Source organism: Janthinobacterium aestuarii, from assembly GCF_046113285.1.
In the GTDB taxonomy this organism is placed as follows: domain Bacteria; phylum Pseudomonadota; class Gammaproteobacteria; order Burkholderiales; family Burkholderiaceae_D; genus Janthinobacterium.
The window spans coordinates 3,184,343-3,207,794 of sequence record NZ_CP142524.1; the positions used below are offsets into that span (position 1 = coordinate 3,184,343).

Annotated in this window: 22 protein-coding genes; 12 read left to right on the forward strand and 10 right to left on the reverse strand. The window is 63.4% G+C overall.

Annotated features, from left to right (window positions below; all coding sequences use genetic code 11):
• Positions 1–71 precede the first annotated feature (71 nt).
• From OX462_RS14390 to OX462_RS14420, 7 genes are all read left to right on the forward strand, one after another.
• Positions 72–1,199: a sensor histidine kinase gene (locus OX462_RS14390; RefSeq protein WP_070218736.1), complete on the forward strand. Its 1,128-nt coding sequence runs from the start codon at positions 72–74 to the stop codon at positions 1,197–1,199.
• A 170-nt stretch (positions 1,200–1,369) separates the two neighbouring features.
• Positions 1,370–2,824 carry a circularly permuted type 2 ATP-grasp protein gene (locus tag OX462_RS14395; protein WP_409026357.1) on the forward strand — a complete coding sequence of 485 codons (1,455 nt, stop codon included), beginning with the start codon at positions 1,370–1,372 and terminating at the stop codon, positions 2,822–2,824.
• Positions 2,818–3,762, forward strand: coding sequence for an alpha-E domain-containing protein (locus tag OX462_RS14400; protein ID WP_409026358.1), 945 nt, complete (start codon positions 2,818–2,820; stop codon positions 3,760–3,762). Before OX462_RS14395 ends, OX462_RS14400 begins: the two co-directional genes overlap by 7 nt.
• Complete coding sequence (locus tag OX462_RS14405) at positions 3,762–4,571, forward strand: transglutaminase family protein (protein WP_409026359.1); 810 nt, start codon at positions 3,762–3,764, stop codon at positions 4,569–4,571. Before OX462_RS14400 ends, OX462_RS14405 begins: the two co-directional genes overlap by 1 nt.
• A gap of 91 nt (positions 4,572–4,662) precedes the next feature.
• Positions 4,663–5,541 carry a proteasome-type protease gene (locus tag OX462_RS14410; protein ID WP_121669383.1) on the forward strand — a complete coding sequence of 293 codons (879 nt, stop codon included), beginning with the start codon at positions 4,663–4,665 and terminating at the stop codon, positions 5,539–5,541.
• A 108-nt stretch (positions 5,542–5,649) separates the two neighbouring features.
• Positions 5,650–6,999: an alpha/beta hydrolase gene (locus OX462_RS14415; RefSeq protein ID WP_409026360.1), complete on the forward strand. Its 1,350-nt coding sequence runs from the start codon at positions 5,650–5,652 to the stop codon at positions 6,997–6,999.
• Positions 7,000–7,102: 103 nt separating this feature from the next.
• Positions 7,103–7,528 (forward strand): Fur family transcriptional regulator, encoded by a 426-nt coding sequence (locus OX462_RS14420; RefSeq protein ID WP_409026361.1) that lies wholly within the window; start codon positions 7,103–7,105, stop codon positions 7,526–7,528.
• A 13-nt stretch (positions 7,529–7,541) separates the two neighbouring features.
• Here the strand turns inward: OX462_RS14420 and OX462_RS14425 are convergent, their stop codons facing one another.
• The 4 genes from OX462_RS14425 to zigA are packed head-to-tail and all read right to left on the reverse strand — an operon-like array spanning position 7,542 to position 11,139.
• A complete protein-coding gene (locus OX462_RS14425; protein WP_409026362.1) occupies positions 7,542–8,060 on the reverse strand; it encodes a GNAT family N-acetyltransferase in 519 nt (172 codons plus the stop codon).
• A 44-nt stretch (positions 8,061–8,104) separates the two neighbouring features.
• The gene (locus OX462_RS14430) at positions 8,105–8,893 is read right to left on the reverse strand and encodes a HoxN/HupN/NixA family nickel/cobalt transporter (RefSeq protein ID WP_409026363.1); all 789 of its coding nucleotides are present in this window, start codon (positions 8,891–8,893) and stop codon (positions 8,105–8,107) included.
• The gene (locus tag OX462_RS14435; RefSeq protein WP_409026364.1) at positions 8,890–9,894 is read right to left on the reverse strand and encodes a CobW family GTP-binding protein; all 1,005 of its coding nucleotides are present in this window, start codon (positions 9,892–9,894) and stop codon (positions 8,890–8,892) included. The genes OX462_RS14430 and OX462_RS14435 overlap by 4 nt, the downstream gene beginning before the upstream one ends.
• A gap of 18 nt (positions 9,895–9,912) precedes the next feature.
• On the reverse strand, positions 9,913–11,139 hold the full coding sequence (gene zigA / locus OX462_RS14440) for a zinc metallochaperone GTPase ZigA (RefSeq protein ID WP_409026365.1): 1,227 nt from the start codon (positions 11,137–11,139) through the stop codon (positions 9,913–9,915).
• Between the two features lie 238 nt (positions 11,140–11,377).
• Here zigA and OX462_RS14445 point away from each other — a divergent pair, with 238 nt between their 5' ends.
• The 4 genes from OX462_RS14445 to OX462_RS14460 all read left to right on the forward strand — a co-directional run bounded on the left by OX462_RS14445 (position 11,378) and on the right by OX462_RS14460 (position 17,103).
• Positions 11,378–12,424: a hypothetical protein gene (locus OX462_RS14445; RefSeq protein WP_409026366.1), complete on the forward strand. Its 1,047-nt coding sequence runs from the start codon at positions 11,378–11,380 to the stop codon at positions 12,422–12,424.
• A gap of 114 nt (positions 12,425–12,538) precedes the next feature.
• Entirely contained in the window at positions 12,539–14,635 is a 2,097-nt protein-coding gene (locus tag OX462_RS14450) for a bifunctional 2',3'-cyclic-nucleotide 2'-phosphodiesterase/3'-nucleotidase (RefSeq protein WP_409026367.1), read from the forward strand.
• Between the two features lie 56 nt (positions 14,636–14,691).
• Positions 14,692–15,384, forward strand: a complete 693-nt coding sequence (locus OX462_RS14455) for a tetratricopeptide repeat protein (protein ID WP_409026368.1) — start codon at positions 14,692–14,694, stop codon at positions 15,382–15,384.
• A 282-nt stretch (positions 15,385–15,666) separates the two neighbouring features.
• Positions 15,667–17,103 (forward strand): catalase, encoded by a 1,437-nt coding sequence (locus OX462_RS14460; RefSeq protein ID WP_409026369.1) that lies wholly within the window; start codon positions 15,667–15,669, stop codon positions 17,101–17,103.
• 82 nt (positions 17,104–17,185) lie between these two features.
• Here OX462_RS14460 and OX462_RS14465 read toward each other — a convergent pair whose 3' ends face one another.
• Entirely contained in the window at positions 17,186–17,518 is a 333-nt protein-coding gene (locus OX462_RS14465) for a hypothetical protein (RefSeq protein WP_141749910.1), read from the reverse strand.
• Between the two features lie 149 nt (positions 17,519–17,667).
• On the reverse strand, positions 17,668–18,846 hold the full coding sequence (locus OX462_RS14470) for a chymotrypsin family serine protease (protein WP_070310791.1): 1,179 nt from the start codon (positions 18,844–18,846) through the stop codon (positions 17,668–17,670).
• A gap of 241 nt (positions 18,847–19,087) precedes the next feature.
• On the opposite strand from OX462_RS14470, the gene OX462_RS14475 reads away from it, so the two are divergent.
• On the forward strand, positions 19,088–20,437 hold the full coding sequence (locus OX462_RS14475; protein ID WP_409026370.1) for a hypothetical protein: 1,350 nt from the start codon (positions 19,088–19,090) through the stop codon (positions 20,435–20,437).
• Here the strand turns inward: OX462_RS14475 and OX462_RS14480 are convergent.
• From OX462_RS14480 to OX462_RS14495, 4 genes are all read right to left on the reverse strand, one after another.
• Positions 20,424–21,161, reverse strand: coding sequence for a hypothetical protein (locus OX462_RS14480; RefSeq protein ID WP_409026371.1), 738 nt, complete (start codon positions 21,159–21,161; stop codon positions 20,424–20,426). The genes OX462_RS14475 and OX462_RS14480 overlap by 14 nt on opposite strands.
• Before the next feature lie 16 nt (positions 21,162–21,177).
• The gene (locus tag OX462_RS14485; protein ID WP_409026372.1) at positions 21,178–21,615 is read right to left on the reverse strand and encodes a DUF6678 family protein; all 438 of its coding nucleotides are present in this window, start codon (positions 21,613–21,615) and stop codon (positions 21,178–21,180) included.
• Positions 21,615–22,844, reverse strand: a complete 1,230-nt coding sequence (gene purT / locus OX462_RS14490) for a formate-dependent phosphoribosylglycinamide formyltransferase (protein WP_409026373.1) — start codon at positions 22,842–22,844, stop codon at positions 21,615–21,617. Before purT ends, OX462_RS14485 begins: the two co-directional genes overlap by 1 nt.
• Before the next feature lie 106 nt (positions 22,845–22,950).
• Positions 22,951–23,448: a VOC family protein gene (locus OX462_RS14495; RefSeq protein ID WP_121669370.1), complete on the reverse strand. Its 498-nt coding sequence runs from the start codon at positions 23,446–23,448 to the stop codon at positions 22,951–22,953.
• Positions 23,449–23,452 lie beyond the last annotated feature (4 nt).

Genomic DNA, 23,452 nt, shown 5'->3' on the forward strand with positions numbered 1-23,452 from the left:
CGCCGATTTGGAGGATACTTTAGCTCCCGCCTTGCATCGCGCGGATGCCGGGATGTCGATGGGGAGCCGCGATGACCTATGCCTCTGACCAGAAAATGCTTGCGCTGGACATGCCCGCCCGCACGCGGCGCATCTTCAGCATGCGCGATGCCGTGCTGACGCAGTGGGAGCACGAGGTGCGCGCCAAGGTACGCGGCGCCGATGCCTTGCTCACGCCCATCCTCATCAACACCTTGCCCGCCTTCTTCGACAACCTGGCCGAAGCGCTCACGCCAGGCTACCCGCGCGACGACGCCACCAGCAACACCAACGCGCCTGCCGTGCATGGCAACGAACGGGCGCGCATGACCAGTTATGGCCCGGAACAGGTAATTCAGGAATACCAGATTTTCCGCGACTGCTTCGCCGCCGCCGCGCTGGAGGCGGGCGTGCCGCTGCGGCGAAAGGACTGGAAGGTGATCAATGCCTCGATCGATACGGGCATCCGCGAAGCCATCCTGGAATTTACCGCCATGCACGAAAGTTTTCAGCGCCGCATCGCCGCCGGGCTGTCGCACGACATGCGCAATCCCCTGTCCGTCATGCTCAACAGTGCACAGCTGCTGCAGCGGCGCGCGCAACAGCCGGACGTGGCGGCGCTGGCGCTGAAAATTATCGAGCACGGCAAGCGCCTCGACGACATGATCCAGGAATTGCTCGATACGCTCAGCTACCACCGGGGACAAAAGCTGCCCCTCGTCCTGCGGCGCCTCGACGTACTGCCGCTGGCACGGCAGGTTGCCGACAGCGTCAATATCGGCCATCCGGGCAAATGCGTGGTCAGCGGCACCTCCGTGACGGGCTGGTGGTGCGAAAATTCGCTGCGCCGTGCCCTGGAAAACCTCGTCGTCAATGCCGTCAAGTATGGCGACGACGGTCCCATCCATATTCATATCGACAGTTTGCGCGAACGCATGATCTTGAGCGTGCACAACACGGGCAGCAATATCGCGCAAGACCAGACGCAGCGCATCTTCGAATACCTGCGCCGCGAGCACGAAGGCAACGCGCCCGGCTGGGGTATCGGCCTGCCCTTCGTGCAAAACGTGGCGGAAAGCCACGGCGGCAGCGCGCTGGTCGACAGTGCGCCGGAAACGGGCACCACGTTTACCATCGACCTGCCGATCGATTGCCGGCCCTTCGTCACGCCAGGCACCTGATCGCAGCTGCGCCCCATCTGCCGGCAAAATCGCTGCCGTAGCGCACCAAAGCGGTGCGGATGACGGTTTTACGCCACAAAAGTGGTCATTTTTTACATACTTTCGGGCGTGCGCCATTGGCACGCTTCCTGCTGAGCTATAGTCAGACACGGCTCAAGGGAAATCACAACATGGCAAATTTTTTCAATGAAATGACTGCAGATGACGTGGGTACGGACAGCAAGGTACGTGAACACTATCGTGAATTCAACAACTGGCTGGAACAGCAATCGCCCGAGACCATCGCCCGCAAGCGGGCCGAAGCCGACCTGACGTTCCGCCGCGTCGGCATCACGTTCGCCGTCTACGGCGACGATGCCGGCACGGAACGCCTGATTCCGTTCGACACCATCCCCCGCATCATCCCCGCTGCCGAATGGGCGCAGATGCAGACGGGCCTGATCCAGCGCGTGCAAGCCTTGAACATGTTCATCCATGATATCTATCATGAACAAAACATCATCAAGGCGGGCATCATTCCGGCCGAGCAAATCTACAAGAATGCCCAGTACCGCCCGGAAATGCAGGGCATTGCCGTCGCTTCCGACATCTATGCGCACATCGCCGGCGTCGACATCGTGCGCGCGGGCCAGGGCGAATTCTATGTACTGGAAGACAATCTGCGGGTGCCGTCCGGCGTATCCTACATGCTGGAAGACCGCAAGATGATGATGCGGCTGTTCCCGGAACTGTTCGCCCGCAACCGCATCGCCCCCGTCGACCATTACCCGGATATGCTGCTCGACAACCTGCGCTCCGTCGCACCCATGGGCGTCGATGACCCGACGGTCGTCGTCATGACGCCCGGCATGTACAACTCCGCCTACTTCGAGCACGCTTTCCTGGCCCAGCAAATGGGCGTGGAACTGGTCGAAGGCAAGGATTTGTTTGTCAACGACAATTCCGTCTACATGCGCACCACGCGCGGGCCCAAGCGCGTCGACGTCATCTACCGCAGGGTCGACGACGATTTCCTCGATCCGCTGGCCTTCCGCTCCGATTCCTCGCTGGGCGTGCCGGGCCTGCTGTCCGTGTACCGCGCGGGACGGGTCACCTTGGCCAACGCCATCGGCACGGGCGTGGCCGACGACAAGTCGATCTACCCCTTCGTGCCCGACATGATCAAATTCTACCTGTCGCAGGAACCGATCCTCAACAACGTGCCCACGTACCAGTGCCGCAAGGCGGCCGACCTGTCCTACGTGCTGGCCAACTTGCCGAAACTCGTCGTCAAGGAAGTGCATGGCGCGGGCGGCTACGGCATGCTGGTGGGGCCGGCGTCGAGCCTGGCGCAGATCGAGGATTTCCGCCAGCGCCTGCTGGCCAATCCGGACGGCTACATCGCCCAGCCGACCTTGGCCCTGTCCGCCTGCCCCACGTATGTCGAGGCCGGCATCGCGCCGCGCCACATCGATTTGCGCCCGTTCGTGCTGTCCGGCAAGACGATTTCCATGGTACCGGGCGGCCTGACCCGCGTGGCGCTGGGCGAAGGCTCGCTGGTGGTCAATTCATCGCAGGGAGGCGGCACCAAGGATACCTGGGTACTGGAAGCCACATCCGCCTTTGCAGGAGAAAAAACATGCTGAGCCGCACTGCCGATCATTTGTTCTGGATGGCCCGCTACACGGAGCGGGCGGAAAATACGGCGCGGATGCTCGACGTCAACATGCAAACGTCGATGCTGCCCCAGTCCGAGCAGGACGCGGAGCAAGGCTGGCGCGCCACCTTGGGCATTTCTGAGCTGCAAAGCGCGTACGACCACAAATACGGCCGCTTCCATACGCGCGACGTGCTCGACTTCATGGTGCGCGACCCGAACAACCCCTCGTCCATCCTGGCCTGCCTGACGGGCGCACGCGAAAACGCCCGCGCCGTGCGGGGGACCCTGACGACGGAAGTGTGGGAAATCCAGAACGCCACCTGGCTCGATATGCAGAAGCGCCTGAAAAGCAATCTGCTGGAAACGGACCCCAGCGCCTTCTTCGAATGGGTCAAGTACCGCTCGCATCTGTCGCGCGGCGTGACCCTGGGCACCATGCTCAAGGACGAAGCGATTTATTTCATTCGCCTCGGCACCTTCCTGGAGCGGGCCGACAACACGGCGCGCATCCTCGACGTGAAGTTCCATGGCGCGCGCGATACGTCGAAAGACATCACCCAGCGCGACTTTTACTACTGGGCGGCCCTGCTGCGCTCCGTTTCCGGCTTCGAGATCTACCGCAAGGTCTACCGCGACGTCATCACCCCGGAACGGGTGGCGGAATTGCTGATGCTGCGCGGCGACATGCCCAGGTCATTACTTGCCTGCATGGATGACGTGGTGGAAAACCTGAAACATATCCGCAACGACGTGTCGGCCGATACGGAGCGGTTCGCCGGCAAGCTGCATGCGGAACTGAAATTCGGCCATATCGACGACATCATGAAGGCGGGCTTGCACCATACCCTGACTGAGTTTCTGGAAAACATCTATGAGCTGGGCAACCGGGTCAGCCGCGACTTCCTCGTTCCCCTGGCGGCCTGATGCAGCTCACCATCCGCCACGAAACCCGCTACGCCTACAGTGCGCCGCTGGCCTACACCATCCAGCAGCTGCACCTGACGCCGCGTATCGAGCCGCAGCAGCGGGCCCTGTCCTGGCAAATCACGACGCCGGGACAGTGCCACGCCTATACGGATGCCTACGGCAATCTGTCGCACATGCTGACGATCAACGGCAGCCATCAATCGCTGAGCCTGGTGGCCCAGGGCGTGGTGGAAACCATCTACCCGCACAAGGGGCGGCTGAACCTGGTCGATACCCTGTCGCCGCTGCTGTTTACCATGCCGACGCCGCTGACGGAAGCGAACCCCGCCATTGTGGAACTGGCGGCCGCCAGCCTGCCGGACCGCCGCGTAACGGCCGGCACGGGCCATCTGCTGCGCCTGGCCGAGCACATCGTCGGCAAGGTGGCCTATGAAAGCGGCGCCACCATGGTCACCACCACGGCCGGCGACGCCCTGGCCCTGGGGCGCGGCGTGTGCCAGGATCACGCCCATCTGTTCCTCGCCTGCTGCCACGCCTGGGGCATCCCGGCCCGTTATGTGTCCGGCTACATCGACCCGGGCACGACGGGCCACGCGGCCAGCCACGCCTGGGTCGACGCCTGGACGGAAGACACGGATTTCGCAGGCTGGGTCAGCATCGACGTGACCCACGCGCGGCTGATGACGGATGCGTATTGCCGCCTGGCCATCGGGCGCGACTACGATTCGGCCGCGCCCGTGCGCGGCGTGCGCCAGGGCGGCGGCACGGAAACGCTGCACGTGGATGTACAGATCGTGCCCGTGTAAATAGGCAGGAATGAGGCTGGCCGGGGCTTGCGGCGGATACTCAAGCCCCGGCTGGTGTAGAATGCTCCCCCTTTGGATTTGATTTACGACGATGACTTATTGCATAGGTATGCGCCTGAACGAAGGCCTGGTCTTCCTGTCCGACTCCCGCACCAACGCCGGCGTGGACCAGGTGGGCACCTTCCGCAAGATGAGCGTGTTCGAGAACCCGGGCGACCGCATGCTGGTCCTGATGACGGCCGGCAACCTGTCGATCTCGCAGGCGATCCGCCAGATCGTCTCCGAACACGTCGATGCGGACGGACGCAGCATCTGGAACGTGGCCAGCATGTACGACGCGGCGCGCATCGTGGGCGAAGCCGTGCGCACCGTGCACCTGCGCGAAGCGAAGGCCCTGGCCGACTGCGGCATCGATTTCAACGTCAGCATCATTGTGGGCGGCCAGATAGGCGCCGAGCGCTGCCGATTGTTCCAGGTGTATTCGGCCGGCAATTTCATCGAATCGCATGATGAAAACACGTATTTCCAGATCGGCGAAGCCAAATACGGCAAGCCCATCATCGACCGGGTCATCAACCCGTTCACGCGCCTCGATGAAGCGGCCAAGTGTGCGCTGATCTCCATGGATTCCACCTTGCGCTCGAACATTTCCGTCGGCTTGCCGCTCGATCTGCTCGTCTACGAGACGGGCAGCCTGGCCGTCACGCGCTTCGTCACCATCGATGAAAAGAACCAGTATTTCCGCATGATCCGAGATACCTGGGGCGAGCAATTGAAACAGGTGTTCGAAGGCATCGTCGATCCCGTGTGGAATGCGGCGCCAGAGACCACGACGAACGTGCTGTCGTCAAGCAACATGCACAGCAAGCCGGTGCGCGTGGCCATCCCCGAGCATGTGAGCCGCGGCGGCCTGACGGTGGCCCCTCTGCAATCCTTGGCGCAGCAGTTCAGCGACGACAAGCAGCATTGACCTGCCGCGCACCGCGTGCGCGCGGTGCTGGACAAGTCGCTTTCCGCGTGCTTTTATGGCAATATGAGTTGATATTTAATTCATACTGATCAGAGAGGCAGGTAGCGCATGGACTTGATTACTTCCGCCGTCGTGGCGGCCATCGAACATGGCGCGCCGGGCCACGCGCCGGAAGCCGTCGCCAGCCACTATCAACGCCTGAAGCTGGCCATCGCCAAGTTCGACAGCGCCGCCGCCATCCTGGCCGCCATCGCCGCGCTGGAGGCCGAACCCGCCAATACCCAGCTGCAACTGGCCCTGTCGGCTGCCCTCTCCACGGCGAAAGTACCCGATGACATGGAAACCCTGTTCGCCGCGCAAGGCTTGCTCGATGCGCTGCGTCCGCCCGTAGCCCTGCCGCCGGCAGCGCCTGCGGCGCAAACGGCGCCCGCCCCCGCCGACAAAAGCGCCGTCGTGTCGAACTACGCGGTGGTGAAAGTGTATTTCGCCACGGACCGCCAGCGCGACGTGGGCAAGCCGCCGGCCCAGCGCTTCAGCGGCGAACGCAACGTCATGGGAGGCAATGGCCCGCTCAGCTATGGCAGCTGCGACATCAGCATCCCGCGCGACCACCGCATGGGCCAGCTGGAATCGCCGTCGCTGTGGCGCCTGGAATTTCGCGACGACCCGGCCAAGCACGTGGTGGTGCTGTCGGCCGACGTGCAGGACCACGACAACTTCTTTGCCGCACTGAAAACCCAGATCCGCGCGTCGGCCGGCAAGAGCGCCTTTATCTTCGTGCACGGCTACAACGTGAGTTTCGAGGATGCGGCGCGGCGCACGGGACAAATGGCCTACGACCTCGGTTTCGACGGCGCGCCCGTGTTCTACAGCTGGCCGTCGCGTGGTGAAGTGGCCAGCTACACCATCGATGAAAACAATATCGAATGGAGCACGCCCCACATCACGGCTTTCCTGGGCGACTTTCTCGCCAGCACGGAGGCGGCGCAAGTCTATCTGGTAGGCCACAGCATGGGCAGCCGGGGCCTGGCGCGCGCCGTGGCCGACTTGCTGGCCGCGCAACCGCAACTGGCGCAAAAGATCACGGAAATCATCCTGTCCGCGCCCGACATCGACGCCGCCATCTTCAAACAGGATATCGCGCCCAAACTGGCCGGCGCGCGCAACCCCGTCACTTTATATGCCTCTTCGCAAGACCTGGCGCTGGCCGCCTCGAAAGCCGTGCACGGCTACGCGCGGGCAGGCGACAGCGGCGCCGGCATGCTGATCGTGGCGGGCGTGGAAACCATCGACGCCACCGGGGTCGACACGAGCTTCATGAAGCACTCCTACTTTGCGGAAAAACGCTCGGCCCTGTCCGATATGTTTTATCTGATACGCAACCATGCGCGCGCCGACCAGCGCTTTCTCGAGCCCGTCGATACGGCCGCCGGCCGCTATTGGACGTTCAAACCATGACGCCGTTCCATCCGGTGCGGCACGCATGCTAAGATACGGCCCATAGGGTGGCAACGGGCACGGCGATGACGCCGTCAGCCGATCCCCCGCAAGCAGGCTTATCATGTTGACATCATCTTCTACACCGCACGCCGAATCGCTGATCCGCAACACCAACGCCCGCGTCACCAAGACGCGCGTGAAGGTGCTCGACTTTTTAATGACGCAAAGCCGTTCGCTGACCCACCATGAAATCCAGCAAGCGCTGTCACAGGACAGCGATATCGATTCCGTCACCCTGTACCGGGTGCTGGAATGGCTGACGGAAAATGAGCTGGTGCACCGCATCGCGGGCGCCGACCAGGTGTGGCGCTTCAGCGCCGGTGCCGGCCACCAGGCGCACGAGCACGCGCACTTCCAGTGCACCAAATGCGCGAACGTCACCTGCTTCAACGAAGTCAAGCTGCCGCCGCCCGTGCTTCTACCGGAAGGTTTCAGCGGCGGCGAAGTCGATTACCTGATCAAGGGCCTGTGCCCGCGCTGCAAGTAAGACCCTTCTGACATCAATTGAGCAGCAAGGCCAGGTGATGCTCGTCATAAAACAGGTTGCCCACACGCATCGAGCGCGGCTCCGTGCCATACGCGATAAATCCCAGGGACTCATACAGCCGAAGGGCGGCATTGTTTTCCGCATTCACGCTCAAGTGCACTTGCATGATGGCAGGGTCCGTCTCGGCCAGTTCGATGCAGGCGTTCACCAGACGCCGCGCCACGCCATGGCCCCGCTGCGTCACATCGACAAACACGCCCCATAGCACGGCCTTGTGCGACAACTGGCGCAGCGATTCGCGCCGCAAGCCGGCAAAACCCACGAGACGATCGCCATCGAAGGCGCCAAAGCCGCGCTGCAGGGTGCCGCCGGCGATGCGCTGCACGTGTTCCTCCGGCGTGCGCGCCAGTTCATCCTCGCGCGACGCCGAAAACGAGCTGGGCGAATCCAGGATGGCGCGCAGGCGCAGCGCGCAAAAGGCGGTGGTGTCGGCTGGCGTCAGCAGGCGGATAACGATATCGGGTGCGGGCATGGGAGGACTCGGCAGTTTTTTCCCATTATACCCACGCCCTTCCCTTACGCACGCACGCGGCGCAAGCCCAGCAAGGTCCAGCCGTACAGGGCCGCCATCAGCAAGACCATGGCCGCGCCCAGCGCCGCCGTCCAGCTTTCCGGCAGCGACCAGGCCGGATCAAGCTTGCCGGCAGCCATGCAAGCGGCCATCGCCACGCAGATGGCGACGATGGGCCAGCCCAGGCGGCGCCGGAACGCCCGCACGACATCAAGCTTGCCGGTGCGCATGACCTTTGCCGTGACCCAGCCATCGAAGGTATCCGTCACGCCCATGCCGACGGCAAACACCGTCCCCGTCAGCAAGGCTGGCCCCATGCCGCCCAGCGCCACGGCCGCGTAGCCCCAGGCCGCCGCCTGCAAGGCAGTGTCGAACACGAGCGCGAACAGCATGCCGACGAGGATGGCGCCCAGCGGCCCGGACGCGCGCCGCAGCCAGCCTGGCAGCAGCCGGCCGCGCACCTCGGCCAGTTGCGTGCCGGCCAGCAAGCTGCGCGCATTCAGGGCGGCTATCACCAGCAGCAAGACGATGGGCAGCCATTCCAGCCAGCCGAACACGCTTTCCGAAGGAGTGAATTGCCTGGATGCCAGGGCGGCAACGGCCACGATGACCAGCACGCAGACGCCATGGCCGAGGGCAAACAGCGCCCCCATCCACGGCGTCCAGCGCGGGTGGGCCGCCTGGCTGCGCAAGGTGAGGCCATCGACGGCGGCCAGGTGGTCCGGTTCCAGGCCATGCCGCATGCCAAGCAGAAAGATCAGCGCCAGGGCGGGCAAGCCCGCTTCCACGCTCATGCGGCCACCCCGACGGGACTATCCGCCTTGACCACGCAGCGGTCGAGGCCCCGGATCAGCATCTCCTGCGGCAAGTCGCGGCCGATAAAAATGATCTTGCTGGCGCGCGGCTCATCGTCGCGCCACGGTGCGCCCAATTCCGAGCCCATCAGCATGTGCACGCCCTGGAACACGGCGCGGCATGGCAAGTCGGCAACATACAAAATGCCCTTGTAGCGCATCAGCTGGGCGCCGAACAGCTGCACCACGGCATCGAGAAAGTTTTCCACCTGGAGCAGATCGAGGGGCTGGGCCTGGTGGTAGACGAACGATTGCACGCCGTCCCCATGGCGGTGGCCCAGTTCTCCGAGGAAATTCGGCTCCAGCTCGACGATGGCGTTCAGATTGAAACCGCGGATGTTCAGGATATCGCGCAGCGGCACATTGCCAAAGCGCACTTTCTGTATGCTGGCGCGGCCATTGATGGCGACCAGGCGCTGGCGCAGCGCGGCCAGCGCTTCCTTGCCGACCAGGTCCGTCTTCGACAGCAGGATGCGGTCGGCAAAGCCCACCTGCTCCTGCGCTTCCTTGTGCGCCGTCAATTGCTGCTGCGCATGGCGCGCATCGACCACCGTCAGGATGGCGTCCAGCATGTAGCACTCGCTGACGCTGGGTTCCGCAAAGAAGGTTTGCGCCACGGGGCCGGGCGCGGCCAGGCCCGTCGTTTCGATGATGACGTGATCAAACGTGATGCTTCCCGTCACGCGCCTGGCGTGCAATTCGCCCAGGATGCGGATCAGGTCGCCCCGCACGCTGCAGCAGATGCAGCCATTGTTCATTTCCACGATCTGCTCGTCGCTGTCCTGCACCAGCAAGCCATGGTCGATGCTTTCGGCGGCGAATTCATTTTCGATCACGGCGATGCGCACGCCGTGATCGCCCTGCAATATGCGCTTGAGCAAGGTCGTTTTCCCGCTGCCGAGAAAGCCCGTGATGATGGTGACGGGGATCAGTTCTGTCATAGTGTGTTCCTGTTCAAGTTAGTCTTCGAGTTCTTCCATGCGTTGCCATAGTGGAAACGGGTCGGGCAGCTGGCGCCAGGCGGCCATGCCCTGGCGCGTTTCCGTGGTGTTGAGTTGACATTTCTTCAAGTCCGCCTCGATGGCCGCCTGGTCCATGTCCTGGCCGATGAAGACGAGCTCCTGGTAGCGGTCGCCGTACGTTTCGCTCCAGCCCGCCTTCACTTCCGCCAGCGAGGCGGCATCCGTGGGCCAGCGCTCCTTCGGCACGGACGCCCACCACAGTCCCACGGGCTCGATATTCATCAGCTTGCCCGCGCCGGACAGGCTGGCCACCCATTCGGGGCGGCTGGCCAGCCAGAAATATCCCTTGCTGCGCACCACGCCCGGTATCGGCTGCGAAATGTAGTCGTGCAGGCGCTGCGCGTGGAACGGTTCCTTCGCCCGGTAGACGAAGCTGGCGATGCCGTAGGCTTCCGTCTCCGGCGTGTGGCTGCCGGCCAACTCCTGGGCCCAGCCCGGCATGGCGGCCGCCTGCTCCAGGTCGAACAAGTGCGTGCCCAGGATGGCGTCGAGCGGCACGATGGACTGGTTGGTTTCGATGATGCGCGCGCCGGGATTGAGGGCTTTTAAAATGGCCAGCACGCGCCGGCGCTCGTCCGCCGCCACCATGTCGACCTTGTTGAGGACGATGACATTGGCAAACTCGATCTGTTCCGTGAGCAGGTTGGCCAGCTGGCGGTCGTCGCCCTCGCCCGCCGTTTCTCCCCGCTGCTCCAGGCTGTCTTCGCTGTGAAAATCCGCCAGCAGGTTGGCGCAGTCGACGACGGTGACCATGCAGTCGATGCACGCCACGTCGTTCAGGCTGTCGCCGTGCTCGTCCTCGAAGTCGAAGGTGGCGGCCACGGGCATCGGTTCGCCCACGCCCGTCGATTCGATCAACAGGTAATCGAAGCGGTCTTCAAACGCCAGGCGCCGCACTTCCAGCAGCAGATCGTCACGCAGGGTGCAGCAGATGCAGCCGTTCGACATTTCCACGAGTTTTTCTTCCGTGCGCGACAGTGCCGCGCCGGCCGCCTCGGCACTGTCCTTGACGAGCGACGCGTCGATATTGACTTCGCTCATGTCGTTGACGATGACGGCCACGCGCTTGCCTTCGCGGTTGCGCAGTATGTGGTTGAGCAAGGTGGTCTTGCCGGCGCCGAGAAAGCCGGACAGGACGGTGACGGGGAGTTTGCGCTGGGGCATGGGGAATCCTTCGAATTGGTGGGTGCGTGACGGCGGATGCAAATGCAGTTCAATTGCATTTGCGAATTATAATGCAACTTACTTGCATTGAGCATGCTAATCGTCACCTGCCATCCTGAACACGCCGCGCAGTCCAGGCCACCTCCTCAAGGTGCTATAGTGGAATCGCACCGGCTCTGCTATCGAAGCAAGCGCCTGGCGACTGAACAGCTAAATTCTCACAGTGCCCAAGGAATCGATGATCTTACGCAGCCATACAACGTTTTTTGCATTAGTTATTTTGATCATGGGCAGTGCGATTGCCGCGGAAATAAAGCACCCGATCAAGCACTATATTTACTTCAATCACCGGGAACCGCACGGGGAAAACATCCGCGCGGATAAGGCATTAAGCGATCCGCGCTTCAGCGGTGCTCAAATCGTGTACACCTGGCGCAGCCTGGAGCCGGAACAGGACCGTTACGATTTTGCGCCGATCCGCCACGACATCAGCTATCTCGACTCGATCGGGAAAAAGCTGTGGATACAATTGCAGGAAAAATCATTCACGCCGCGCCACAATGTGCCGGCCTACTTGCTCAGCGATCCTCGCTACCAAGGCGGCATCATCAAGCAAAGCATGCTTTCCGCACCGGAACGCGACCCGCATAAAGCGGTCACCGATGATGAATATGGCTGGTCGCCAAAAATGTGGGAAGCGCCGGTACGCGAGCGCTATCAACGCTTGATCCAGGCGCTGGGCAAGGAATTTGACGGGAAAATCGAGGGCATCAATTTCAGCGAAAGCTCGATCGACATTGGCGTGGAAGACGGCAAGGGAAATACGACGTTCCCCGATGATTTCAAGCCGCAACACTATGTCGATGCCATCAAGGACAACATGCAGGTACTGGCCGCGGCTTTTCCCCACACCACCACCATGGTGTATCTGAATTTCCTGCCCGGTGAATGGCTGCCGTGGACCGACAAGGGCTATATGCGCGGCCTGTTTGCGCAAGCGCAAGCGCTGCGGATGGGCGTCGGCGGTCCTGACCTGATGCCGTATCGGAAAAGCCATATGGGCCAGAGTTACGGTTTTATCAAGGACTATCCGGCGAACCTGGTCAAGGGCATGGCCGTACAGGACGGCAACCTGCGCCAAGTCAATCCCCGTACCGGGAAAAAGAATTCAGTCGAAGACTTGCTCGACTTTGCCCGCAACTACCTGGGCCTCGACTATATTTTCTGGGTGGAAGACGAGCCTTACTTCAGCAATGAAGTGCTGAAAAAACTGCCGGCACATTGACAGGCGGTCGCGCCATCGCGCGCGACCCTGTCTCCATGCGCCTTGCACGGCTGTCATCGCCGCGTCATATGGCGGCGTTACAGTCGCGTCCTTTGAATCTTTCCGAGGGCGGTAATGAAAACAAATTGGGTCATGCTGGCGGCGCTGGCAAGTGCGGGGCTGGTCGGTTGCAACGGCAGTTCGAATACAGCGCCAGCCATTCCCGAGGGCACGACGGTCACCGTGGCATTGCTGGAAACGACCGATATCCACTCGAACGTGTTGAGCTACAACTATTACGCGCTGGCCGAAGACACGAGCCTGGGCCTGGAGCGCACGTCGACCCTGATCCAGGCGGCGCGCGCGGAAAACCCGAACAATGTGCTGCTCGACGATGGCGACGTCATCCAGGGCACCTTGCTGGCCGACCTGCAAGCCGTGGCCGCACCCGTTCCTTGCAGCGGCACGCTAGCCGTGCACAAGGCCATGAACGCGCTGAAATACGACGCGGGCGGCATGGGCAACCATGAATTCAACTATGGCTTGCCCTACCTGAGCCAGATCACCAACACGGATTTCGGCATACCGGGCGTGGCCAAGCCCACGGGCACTTGCGGCGCGCCGGCCTTCCCTTCCGTGCTGAGCAATGTCGTCGGCGTGAGCAGCGGCAAGCCCATCTTCCAGCCCTACGCCCTGCTGCCCCGCGATTTCGCCGCCACGGCGCCCGACGGCAGCAAGCTGACCGTGAAAATCAATGTGGGCGTGCTGAGCTTTGTGCCGCCGCAAATCCTCGAATGGGACCAGAAAGTGCTCGCCGGCAAAGTCAGCGTGACGGGCGTGCAGGAAGCGGCGAAACAGTATGTGCCGGAATTGCGCAACAAGGGCGCCGACCTCGTCGTGGCCCTGTCGCATGGCGGCCTGGACACGAGCGCCTACAGCCCGAAGATGGAAAACGGCAGCTATCACTTGACCAGCACGGGCATCGACGCGCTGATGATCGGCCACTCGCACTTGATCTTCCCGAAAGGCAAAGAGACGGGCGCGGCCGCGCTGGACGCCTCGTTCGCCGCCTTCCCCGCCAGCGCGAAGATCGACGCCGTCAACGGCTTCGTCAATGGCGTGCCCACCGTCATGGCGCAAAGCTGGGGCCGCCGCCTGGGCATCATCAAGTTGACGCTGATGTATCAAGGCGGCAAGTGGGTGGTGCAGCCGGCCAGGACGACGGTGGAATCACGCGGCTTCAAGTACACGGACGGCACGACCCTCGTGAAAGCCGACCCGGCCATCGCGCCACTGGTAGCCACCGAGCACGCGGCCACCATCGCCTACGCCAAGCAGCCGCTGGGCATCAGCACGGATTTCGAGATGTCCGCCTACTTCGCGCTGGTGGGCGACGTCAGCGCCATCCAGCTGGTGAACCAGGCACAGCTCGATTACGTGAAAAACTTCATCGCCACCAGCACGGATGCGACCTTGTCCAGCTACAAGAATATCCCCGTCATCTCGTGCAGCGCGCCATTCAAGGCGGGCCGCAACGGGCCGTCGGACTTCACGGACGTGGCCGCGGGCGCGACGCCGGCCGCGCCGATCGGTTTGCAGGTGCGCAATCCGGGCGACCTGTATTTATATAGCAATAACAACTTGCAAGCCGTGAAGATCAAGGGCGCGGACTTGAAGGCGTGGCTGGAAACGTCGGCCAGGCAATTCGCGCAGATCGATCCGAGCGCCACGGCGGAGCAGGACCTGGTGCCGTCGTATGGCACGATCTACAACTATGACGTGTTCTATGCGGAAAACAATGCGCTCACGTACCAGATCGATGTGACGAAAAAGGTCGGCAGCCGTATCGTCAACCTCACGTACAAGGGCGCGCCGGTCGCCGATGGCGATGATTTCATCGTCGCCACCAACGATTACCGCGCCGGCGGCGGCGGCGCCGTGCCGGGCATCGACGGCAGCAAGACCATCATCAAGTCGCCCGATGCGAACCAGGCCGTGGTCAGCAACTACCTGGCGTCGCTCAGCACCAAGGGCGGCAAGGTGACCCTGGCGGCCAATGGCAGCGCGCGCAGCTGGAGCTTCGTCAAGACGGCCACGGCCGGCCCCGTGATCCTGCGCTCGGCGCCGGGCCACCTGGCGCTGGCGCAAGGCAGCGGCATCGCCAGCGTGGCGGCCGAAGGCGGGCTCGATGCCAGCGGTTTCGCCAAGTACCGCATCGACCTGAGCAAATAAGGTCCATGGGCCGGGACTGCGGCAGTTCCGGCCTGTCTTGATGAAAGCTGATCCAGATGAAACACGCACTCTCCCTTCCCGCCGTCGTGCTGGCTAGCGTCCTGGCCGCCTGCCAGGCGTCACCGCCGCCCACGGCGGCCGAAATCGAAGCCGTCGCCATGCATGCGCGCCAGGCGGGCGACCACCAGGCCGAGCGCCAGGTACGCAGCTGGGCCGGCAAGGACATGCCCGTCGCCGAGCGCGAACTGGCGCTGATTTACCAATCCCGTCCAGAACGCCGCGCCGATGCATTGAATCTGTTCGAACAGGCGGCCCGCGCCGGCGATACGGAAGCGGCGTTCGAGCTGGGCCAGATGCTGCGTGCGGCCACGCCGGCCCAAGCCTGGCTGTGGTACCGGCAAGCGGCGCAGCAAGGCCATGCGAAGGCGGCCCTCATGCTGGGTCTGCTGGCGGCGAATGGCGAAGGCGTGCCGCAAGATCCCGTCATAGCGGCGCACTGGCTGGCCAAGTCCAGCGAACTGGGCAATCCACACGCCATGTTCCTGCTGTACAACGCCTACCGCGAAGGCCGCGGCGTGCCGCGCGACCTGGCCAAGGGCCGTGAATTGCTGGAGGAAGCGGCCCACCACGAATACCCGCCCGCCCTCCAGGAACTGGCCATGACGCTGCAGGCGGACGACGCCCTGCGCGCGGGCCACCTGATGAAGGAAGCGACGGAGCACCGGCATAACAACTGGAACAAGTTTTAAGAACTGGGCAAAAGGCCAGTGGCGTGATCGTCGCCTGCCTTTATATACTGGCAACTTGCAAGCGTGCGGGAGCGGCAGCGATGGAGCGCTTATGATGCAAGTACGCCGGCTGAGCTTGCTCGGACGGCGTGGCAAGCCATCCCGTACCAAAAAGTTTACACTGGTTTGCATTTTAGAAATTTTACTCTGGACCAGCCCCGGTGAGTGTGCATTCAGCCCAGCCAGTGTTTGAGTAGCGCCGGTGCGTCCATTGCTCTGCCTAGCCATGAAAGAAAGAGTCCAATGAAAAAGCTGACCACCGCCTTTGGCGCGCCTGTCGTCGACAACCAGAACATCCAGACGGCCGGCCCCCGCGGCCCCGCCCTGTTGCAAGATGTCTGGTTCCTGGAAAAGCTGGCCCACTTCGACCGTGAAGTGATTCCCGAGCGCCGCATGCATGCCAAGGGATCGGGCGCGCACGGCACGTTTACCGTCACGCACGACATCACGCGCTACACGCGGGCCAAGATTTTTGGCGCAGTGGGCAAGCAAACGCCGATGTTTGCGCGCTTTTCCACGGTGGCCGGCGAACGGGGTGCGGCCGATGCGGAACGCGATATCCGCGGCTTCGCCCTGAAGTTTTATACGGAAGAAGGTAACTGGGACCTGGTCGGCAACAATACGCCCGTGTTTTTCATGCGCGACCCGTTGAAATTCCCCGATTTGAATCACGCCATCAAACGCGACCCGCGCACGGGCTTGCGCAGCCCCAACAGCAACTGGGATTTCTGGACTTCGCTGCCCGAAGCGCTGCACCAGGTGACGGTGGTGATGAGCGACCGAGGCTTGCCACGCAGTTTCCGCCACATGCATGGCTTCGGCAGCCATACCTTCAGCTTCCTGAATGCACAAAACGAGCGATTCTGGGTCAAGTTCACCTTTAAAACCCAGCAAGGGATACAAAACCTGACCGACGCGCAAGCCGAGGAACTGGTCGGCAAGGACCGCGAAAGCTCGCACCGCGACCTGTATGAAAGCATCGAAAACAAGGATTTCCCGCGCTGGACCCTGTACGTGCAGATCATGCCGGAAAAAGAGGCAGGCACGTATCACCTCAACCCGTTCGACCTGTCGAAAGTGTGGCCGCACGGCGACTACCCGCTGATCGAGGTGGGCGTGCTGGAACTGAACCGCAATGCGGACAACCATTTTGCGGAAGTGGAACAATCGGCCTTCAACCCGGCCAACGTGGTGCCCGGCATCAGCTTTTCGCCGGACAAGATGCTGCAAGGCCGGCTGTTTTCGTATGGCGACGCGCAGCGCTACCGCCTCGGCGTCAACCACAGCCATATTCCCGTCAATGCGCCGAAATGCCCGTTCCACAGCTACCACCGCGACGGTCAGATGCGCGTCGACGGCAATCAGGGGGGAACGTTGGGCTATGAACCGAACAGCGAGCAGGAATGGGCCGAGCAGCCGGACTTCCGCGAACCGCCATTGAGCATCGAAGGCGCGGCCGACCACTGGAACCACAGGGTCGACGAGGATTACTATTCGCAGCCGCGCGCCCTGTTCCAGCTGATGACGCTGGCACAGCAGCAGGCGCTGTTCGACAACACGGCGCGCGCCATCTCGGGCGCTTCGGAGCAAGTCAAGCAACGCCACATCGGCAATTGCACGCTGTGCGACCCCGCCTATGGCGCGGGCGTGGCCGAAGCGATCAGCCGCCTGAGCAAGTAAGGCAGGCTGAAAGGAACCCGGAAGGCCTGGCAACAGGCCTTCCGCCGCAACGATCCGCGGCCAGGCGGCCAGGCCTGCCTGCCTACCAGCGCTGGATATCGATCTGGCCAGTGACGCTCGTTTCCACCGGATAGCCCTCGACCTGCGACGGCACGCGCCGCTTGACGGACGAGTCGCGCAAATACACGACGAGCGCGTCCTTGCCCACGGCCGTGTGTCCCACGCTGACGCCTTCCACGCCGTCGATGGCCATCAGCGCCCGCTCGTTGCGCCGCTTTGCCGCTTCCAGGCGGCCGTGGGGCGCGGCCGGGGTGTACTGCCCCATGCCCTGTCCAGGAATTTCATCCGGTAAGTACGGCATGGCAGCGTCTTCGAAGACGGCATATGGCGATGGTACGAATTTACTGTTTGACATGACAACCCTCCTGAGGCATTCCATGATACACCCGACCATCCGGCGCTGCAGCGCCGTTCGCCGGGCACAACCATGCATGGCTGCGGCCTCTCATACAATCATCATCGTGCAAAAAGCAGCGTTATGCAAGGCGGCACCTGGCAGCGTGCTCAGGTGTACAAATTGATGTCGAGCGCCGCCACCACGCGCCGCATCTGGTTGGCAAACGTGATGTTGTTGCCGCCCGCAAACAGCAGGCCGACGGGATTGCGCTGCTGGTTCCAGGTCCAGATGGACGAACCCGAATCGCCGCCCGCGCTGAACGCCCCGCTCACGCCCGTGATGGCGATCTGGTCCTGGAACAGCGCGATCCTGCCGCCGCCGTAATTGACGTTGATGGTGGCGCCCAGGCCCGTGATGCGGCCCTGTGTCAATTGCGTCGTGCGGCCGGACTTGCCGACCATCATGCCCAACGCGGGGGCCACCAGCGCATTGCTGATACGGAAGTAGGCGGGCACGCCTCCGCTCAGGTAGACCAGTTCGGGCCGCACGCGGTCAGGCCAGGCCCAGCCGGTGGCGCAATCGACGTAATTGACGCCGCCGCTGAAATTGATGGGCACGAAACGCTCGAGCACGGCCACCTGGTCTTGCGGACAACGTCCCCCGTCGATGGGACCAGGCTGCACGATGCAATCGTTGAACACGCCGCCGTTGGAATTGGCCAGCACGTGATTATTGCTCAGGATCATCAAGCGCCCGCTGCGCGGCGCGCTGCGGCCCACGGCCAGGCAGCCGATGGTGCCAGCCGTGATGCGGAAATGCCCGACCGACACGCCGCCCGGCGCCGGGCGCAAGCGGAAACGGTGCGGTTGCGCATCGATCACGCCCGTGACGACGATATTCACGGGCACCTTGTCGCTGGCCACGGCGCGCACGCCCATGGCCCCCACGATGGCGGCCTTGGCGCGGTCGACGGAGGTGGGTTCGGCCACGTACAGGGTCAGGGCCGGCAAGCCCGGCTCGCCGGACGAGCTGTCGCTGGCGCCCTCGCCCAGGCCGATGGACACGCCCTGGATATTGCCGCCGTCGCTGAAGGCATCGGCCGCGCGCACGCCGCCCGCCTGCGAAATGCTTTGGCGCATGCCGTCTTCGATGCTGCGCTTGATTTCCAGCAATTCCATGCTGACGCCGCTCAAGGCGTCGGGTACCTCCGAGACGGACGCGCTCTCGATCGTATTGTCGTCTTCGCCGGGGGCGGCAAACTGGCCGACGGCCTCTTCGTCGTCCGCGCTTTGTCCCCTGCCGCTGCCGCCAGGCGGGGCGCTGAAACCATTCTCGTTACCTATCATTATGTTCTCCTCGTGGGTCGTCGCAAGACCAGTGTGGACGTGCCGCGCAGGCCAGTATTGATCTGGATTGAACCGCGCTGACGCATGGCTGCCTTGTCTCAATGGGCGCAGCGAGGATAAAAATAGTTCCCTCGTCAAGGTTGAGCGAGATCAGTCGTGCGGGCAGAGGCAGCGTCGTATACTTGACTGGCAGGCTGGAACTGGGCCTGCACACGGCAGCAACGGTATGGATGGGAAAATAATGACGATTCCTGGTAGGCCACACCAATCCGATGACGACGCGCCTGCGGGCGAGCAAGGCCAGCATGCGGGTTTTGTGCACGGCATGGCGGCCTGGGCGGAAAAACACCGCATCAGTCCCTGGCGTGGCAGTTTTGCCGACTTCATCGAGCAAATCCTGCCCGGCCGCGCCGGCCTGCTGACGCGCAGCGCGCACCAGTATCTGTGGGACATGATGCGCTGGAACGGCCAGACCGACGACAGCGGGCGCTTCCGCTGCCGCCTGTTCGACGACGAGCTGTTCGGCATCGACGAGGCGATCGACCGGGTCGCCGCCTACTTCAAGGCGGCCGCCGCCGGCTCCGAAGTGGGCCGGCGCATGCTGTTGCTGCTGGGCCCGCCATCGGGCGGCAAGTCGACCATGGTGATCCTGCTCAAGCGGGGGCTGGAAGAATACAGCCACAGCAGTGAAGGCGCGCTATATGGCATCGCCGGCTGTCCCGTGCACGAATCGCCGCTGCATCTGGTGCCGCACAGCATGCGCGCCGACTTTCGCGCCAGCTATGATGCCGAACTGCACGGCGAACTGTGTCCCCATTGCCGCGCCCGCCTGGAAGAACAGTACGGCGGCGACTTCCTGCGCATGCCCGTCGAACGCATCCACCTGTCCGAGGCGGGCCGCTGCGGCATCGGCACATATGCGCCGCACGATCCCACCACGGCCGACCTGGCCGACCTCGTGGGCTCCGTCGACCTGTCGAAAGTGGCGCAGTACGGCGACGAAGGCGATCCGCGCGCCTGGTCCTGGTCGGGCGCCGTGTATGCGGCCAGCCGCGGCATGCTGGAAATGATCGAAATCCTCAAGGTCAAGCGCGAATTTCTCTACACCCTGGAGCACTTCCCGAACCACCACCGGGCGCTGGCGTCGATGGCCAAGCTGGGATTGCGGCTGAAAAGCGCGCAGCCGGTGGGCGCCCGCTACACGGTCAGTTGCTACTTCGAACGGGCGATCGCCTTCGCGCCGCAGGACGTGACGGCGCGCATGGTGTTTGGCAACTACCTGCTGGCCACGGGCCAGGATGCGATGGCGCTGGAACAGCTGGATGCGGCCAGCCGCCTGGCGCCCGAGCAGGCCACCATCCAGTACAACCTGGGCCTGATGTACGTGAAAAAGAAGGAATACGACAAGGCCAGTGCGCACGCGCAAAAAGCCTATGCGCTGGGCTTCCCCTTGCCGGGGCTGAAGAACAAGCTGAAGGCGGCGGGCAAGTGGCGCGAGCCGCCGCCGGCGCCGGCCATCGTTGAAGCGAAGGAAGCACGGAAAACCGAGGAACCGGCCGTGCCGCCGGTCGAAGAACCTAGCGGGGAATGACGGCCGGCCGCTGGGCCACGCTCCAATGCCCCGTCGGCGAGGCGGCTAGCGCGGCGGCCAGGTCGCGCCGCGATCGCGCCTTGTCGGCGGCCTCGCTGATGAACGCCAGTTCGGCCGGCTGCAGCGCGGTGACGGCGAGCAGCATCACTTCGCCATATGGCGTATCGAACGATGGCGCGATGCTGCTTGCGCCCTGGGCCAGCAGCACGCCCACCTGTTCGTCCTCGTCTTCGAGGCCTGCCGGCGCATCGCGCACGTCCAGCACCATCGAGACGCTGCCGTGGCGCTGCACCAGCAAGTCGATGGAGCCATGGTCGGCCACGTTCTGGCTGACCTGGTAGATCAGGTCGAACAGCCAGGAATACGCCACATCCTTGCCGTCAAAGGCGGACAGCGGCGCCTCGATGCACACTTCCAGCAGGTGGCCGCGCGGCACAAACACGTCGTCGTCATCCTCGAACGGATCGCTCAAGCCATCGCTGGCGATGATGATGGTATCGGCACGGCGGATCACCCTCCAGGCCTGGCGCAGCGATGGCCAGCGGGGGCCTCCCATGAAGGCCGGGTTGACCAGCGGCGCCAGCACGTCAGTGTCTACGGTGCCCAGGGTGGCATAAAAGGCGTCGCGCGCGGCGCAGGCCGCGGCCAGCATCTGCGCGCCCGCTTCCTTGCCGACGACGGCGTCGTCCGGTTGCGGTACTTGTGGAATATCGTTGTCAGGCATATCAATACTCATTGAATTAGTCGGCAGGCGGGAAGTCATGGTAGGAACGGGGCAGATAGCCCCAGATGCGCGCCACCCGGTCCCGCACCTCGAAATCGAAGCCGATGCGTTGGAGCTCCGGCACGATCCACACGCCATGGTCGATGATTTTCTTCGGCAGCAGCATGGCCACGTGTTCTTCCGAGTACAGGCTGATGTCGAACCATTCCACGCCCAGGAACGGGAACGGCGGGTGGTAATCCCACTCCGTGTCCCAGCGCGACACGTAGCCGGACACGGAACCGTAGCGGTACGACGGCACCCAGTCGGTCCGCCCGCGCATGAAGGCCAGCAGTTCGTTCCACTTGCAGTCGTTGGCGGCGCCGGCCAGGTTGCGCCGCGCGATGTGGCCGCGCAGCTTGCGCTTGATGTCGTCGCCGCCGGCGTCGGCCAGCGGCAGGCTGGCCTCTGCCATCAGCGGGCCACCGGCTTGACTTTGGACGCGGCCAGCACGGCGCGCTGGCGGGCCGTGTCGGTATCGTCAGCCGTGGCCAGCGCCACGCCCATGCGGCGGCGGGCGAACGATTCCGGCTTGCCGAACAGGCGCAAATCGGCGCCCGGCACCTTCAAGGCGTCGGCCACGCCTTCGAAGGCGATGCCTTTCGCTTCCAGCTGGCCGTAGATGACGGCCGAGGCACCGGGCGAACGCAGCGCCACGTTGACGGGCAAACCGAGGATGGCTTTCGCGTGCAGCTCGAATTCGCTCTGCACCTGGCTGGCCATCGTGACCATGCCCGTGTCGTGCGGACGGGGGCTCACTTCCGAGAACCACACCATGTCGTCCTTGACGAACAGCTCCACGCCGAACAGGCCCAGGCCGCCCAGGTTGTCCGTCACCTTGCGGGCGATCTCGCGCGAACGCTCGAGGGCCAGCGGCGCCATGCGGGCCGGCTGCCACGATTCCACGTAGTCGCCGTGTACCTGCAAGTGGCCGATCGGCTCGCAGAACTGCGTTTCGATCTGCCCCGAAGCACCGACGGCGCGCACCGTCAGCAGGGTGATTTCGTAGTCGAAGTCGATGAAACCTTCGACGATGACGCGGCCCGTATCGACCCGGCTGCCGCTGGCCGCATAGGCCCATGCGGCGTCCACGTCAGCGGCGCCATCGAGTTTGGACTGGCCCTTGCCCGACGACGACATCACGGGTTTCACCACGCACGGGAAACCGATCTCCTGGCAAGCGGCCTGCAACTCCTGCAGGCTGCTGGCGAAGCGGTATGGCGACGTGGCCACGCCCAGGGTTTCGGCCGCCAGGGTGCGGATGCCTTCGCGGTTCATCGTCAGCACGGCCGCGCGCGCGTTCGGGATGCACGTGATCTGCCCGGCCGCTTCCAGCGCCGCCAGGGTGTCCGTGGCGATGGCTTCGATTTCCGGCACGATCAGATCCGGCTTTTCCAGGTCGATCAGGGCGGCCAGCGCCACGCCGTCGCTCATGTCGATCACGTGCGAGCGGTGCGCCACGGGATGGCCCGGCGCGTTCGGATAGCGGTCGACGGCGATCACTTCCACGCCCAGGCGCTGCAGCGCAATGATCACTTCCTTGCCCAGTTCGCCGGAACCCAGCAACATGACTTTGATGGCGGTGGAAGACAGCGGTGTGCCGAAGGTGCGCGGGGCGATGGTGTTGCTGGTGCTGATAGTCATGGGCAGGGTCAATCTGGCAATGGAAAGATGGCCGGAACTATAGCAAATGCCGGCCATCTTGGACAGGGTGCGCCGCTGGCGTGCGCCCCCTGCCCCGCGTGGCAGGCTAGCCCGCGTACGCCCGCTTGATCTGCTCGATGTCGATTTTTTTCATGCCCATCATGGCCTTCATCACACGCCCGGCCTTGACGGGATCGGGGTCGCCCAGCAGCTTGATCATCAGGGTGGGCACGATTTGCCACGACACCCCGAACTGGTCCTTGAGCCAGCTGCATTGCTGCGCTTCCGGCGGCCCGCCCCGGGACAGCAGGTTCCAGTAGTGGTCGACTTCATCCTGGGTTTCGCAATTGACCTGGAACGAGATCGCTTCGGAAAACTGGAATTGCGGCCCGCCGTTCAAGCCCGTAAACGTCTGGCCATCGAGCTCAAAGGCCACCGTCAGCACGCTGCCCGGCTCCTGGCCGTGGATTTCCTTGCCTTCCTCGCCATAACGCAGGATCTGGCCGATCTTCGAATTGGGAAATATTTCCATATAAAACCGGGCCGCCGCCTCGGCGTTGCCGTTGAACCATAAACATGGGGTAATCTTTTGTACGCTGTGCATGATG

Bases quoted from the DNA above. Each gene is read 5' to 3' on its own strand.
- OX462_RS14430 (WP_409026363.1), bottom strand. From the start codon at position 8,893: ATGAGCGTGGAAGCGGGCTTGCCCGCCCTGGCGCTGATCTTTCTGCTT.
- OX462_RS14400 (WP_409026358.1), top strand. From the start codon at position 2,818: ATGCTGAGCCGCACTGCCGATCATTTGTTCTGGATGGCCCGCTACACG.
- OX462_RS14415 (WP_409026360.1), top strand. From the start codon at position 5,650: ATGGACTTGATTACTTCCGCCGTCGTGGCGGCCATCGAACATGGCGCG.
- OX462_RS14405 (WP_409026359.1), top strand. From the start codon at position 3,762: ATGCAGCTCACCATCCGCCACGAAACCCGCTACGCCTACAGTGCGCCG.
- OX462_RS14465 (WP_141749910.1), bottom strand. From the start codon at position 17,518: ATGTCAAACAGTAAATTCGTACCATCGCCATATGCCGTCTTCGAAGAC.
- OX462_RS14435 (WP_409026364.1), bottom strand. From the start codon at position 9,894: ATGACAGAACTGATCCCCGTCACCATCATCACGGGCTTTCTCGGCAGC.
- OX462_RS14410 (WP_121669383.1), top strand. From the start codon at position 4,663: ATGACTTATTGCATAGGTATGCGCCTGAACGAAGGCCTGGTCTTCCTG.
- purT (WP_409026373.1), bottom strand. From the start codon at position 22,844: ATGACTATCAGCACCAGCAACACCATCGCCCCGCGCACCTTCGGCACA.
- OX462_RS14480 (WP_409026371.1), bottom strand. From the start codon at position 21,161: ATGCCTGACAACGATATTCCACAAGTACCGCAACCGGACGACGCCGTC.
- OX462_RS14395 (WP_409026357.1), top strand. From the start codon at position 1,370: ATGGCAAATTTTTTCAATGAAATGACTGCAGATGACGTGGGTACGGAC.
- OX462_RS14460 (WP_409026369.1), top strand. From the start codon at position 15,667: ATGAAAAAGCTGACCACCGCCTTTGGCGCGCCTGTCGTCGACAACCAG.
- OX462_RS14450 (WP_409026367.1), top strand. From the start codon at position 12,539: ATGAAAACAAATTGGGTCATGCTGGCGGCGCTGGCAAGTGCGGGGCTG.
- OX462_RS14445 (WP_409026366.1), top strand. From the start codon at position 11,378: ATGATCTTACGCAGCCATACAACGTTTTTTGCATTAGTTATTTTGATC.
- OX462_RS14475 (WP_409026370.1), top strand. From the start codon at position 19,088: ATGACGATTCCTGGTAGGCCACACCAATCCGATGACGACGCGCCTGCG.
- OX462_RS14470 (WP_070310791.1), bottom strand. From the start codon at position 18,846: ATGATAGGTAACGAGAATGGTTTCAGCGCCCCGCCTGGCGGCAGCGGC.
- OX462_RS14495 (WP_121669370.1), bottom strand. From the start codon at position 23,448: ATGCACAGCGTACAAAAGATTACCCCATGTTTATGGTTCAACGGCAAC.
- zigA (WP_409026365.1), bottom strand. From the start codon at position 11,139: ATGCCCCAGCGCAAACTCCCCGTCACCGTCCTGTCCGGCTTTCTCGGC.
- OX462_RS14485 (WP_409026372.1), bottom strand. From the start codon at position 21,615: ATGGCAGAGGCCAGCCTGCCGCTGGCCGACGCCGGCGGCGACGACATC.
- OX462_RS14420 (WP_409026361.1), top strand. From the start codon at position 7,103: ATGTTGACATCATCTTCTACACCGCACGCCGAATCGCTGATCCGCAAC.
- OX462_RS14425 (WP_409026362.1), bottom strand. From the start codon at position 8,060: ATGCCCGCACCCGATATCGTTATCCGCCTGCTGACGCCAGCCGACACC.
- OX462_RS14455 (WP_409026368.1), top strand. From the start codon at position 14,692: ATGAAACACGCACTCTCCCTTCCCGCCGTCGTGCTGGCTAGCGTCCTG.
- OX462_RS14390 (WP_070218736.1), top strand. From the start codon at position 72: ATGACCTATGCCTCTGACCAGAAAATGCTTGCGCTGGACATGCCCGCC.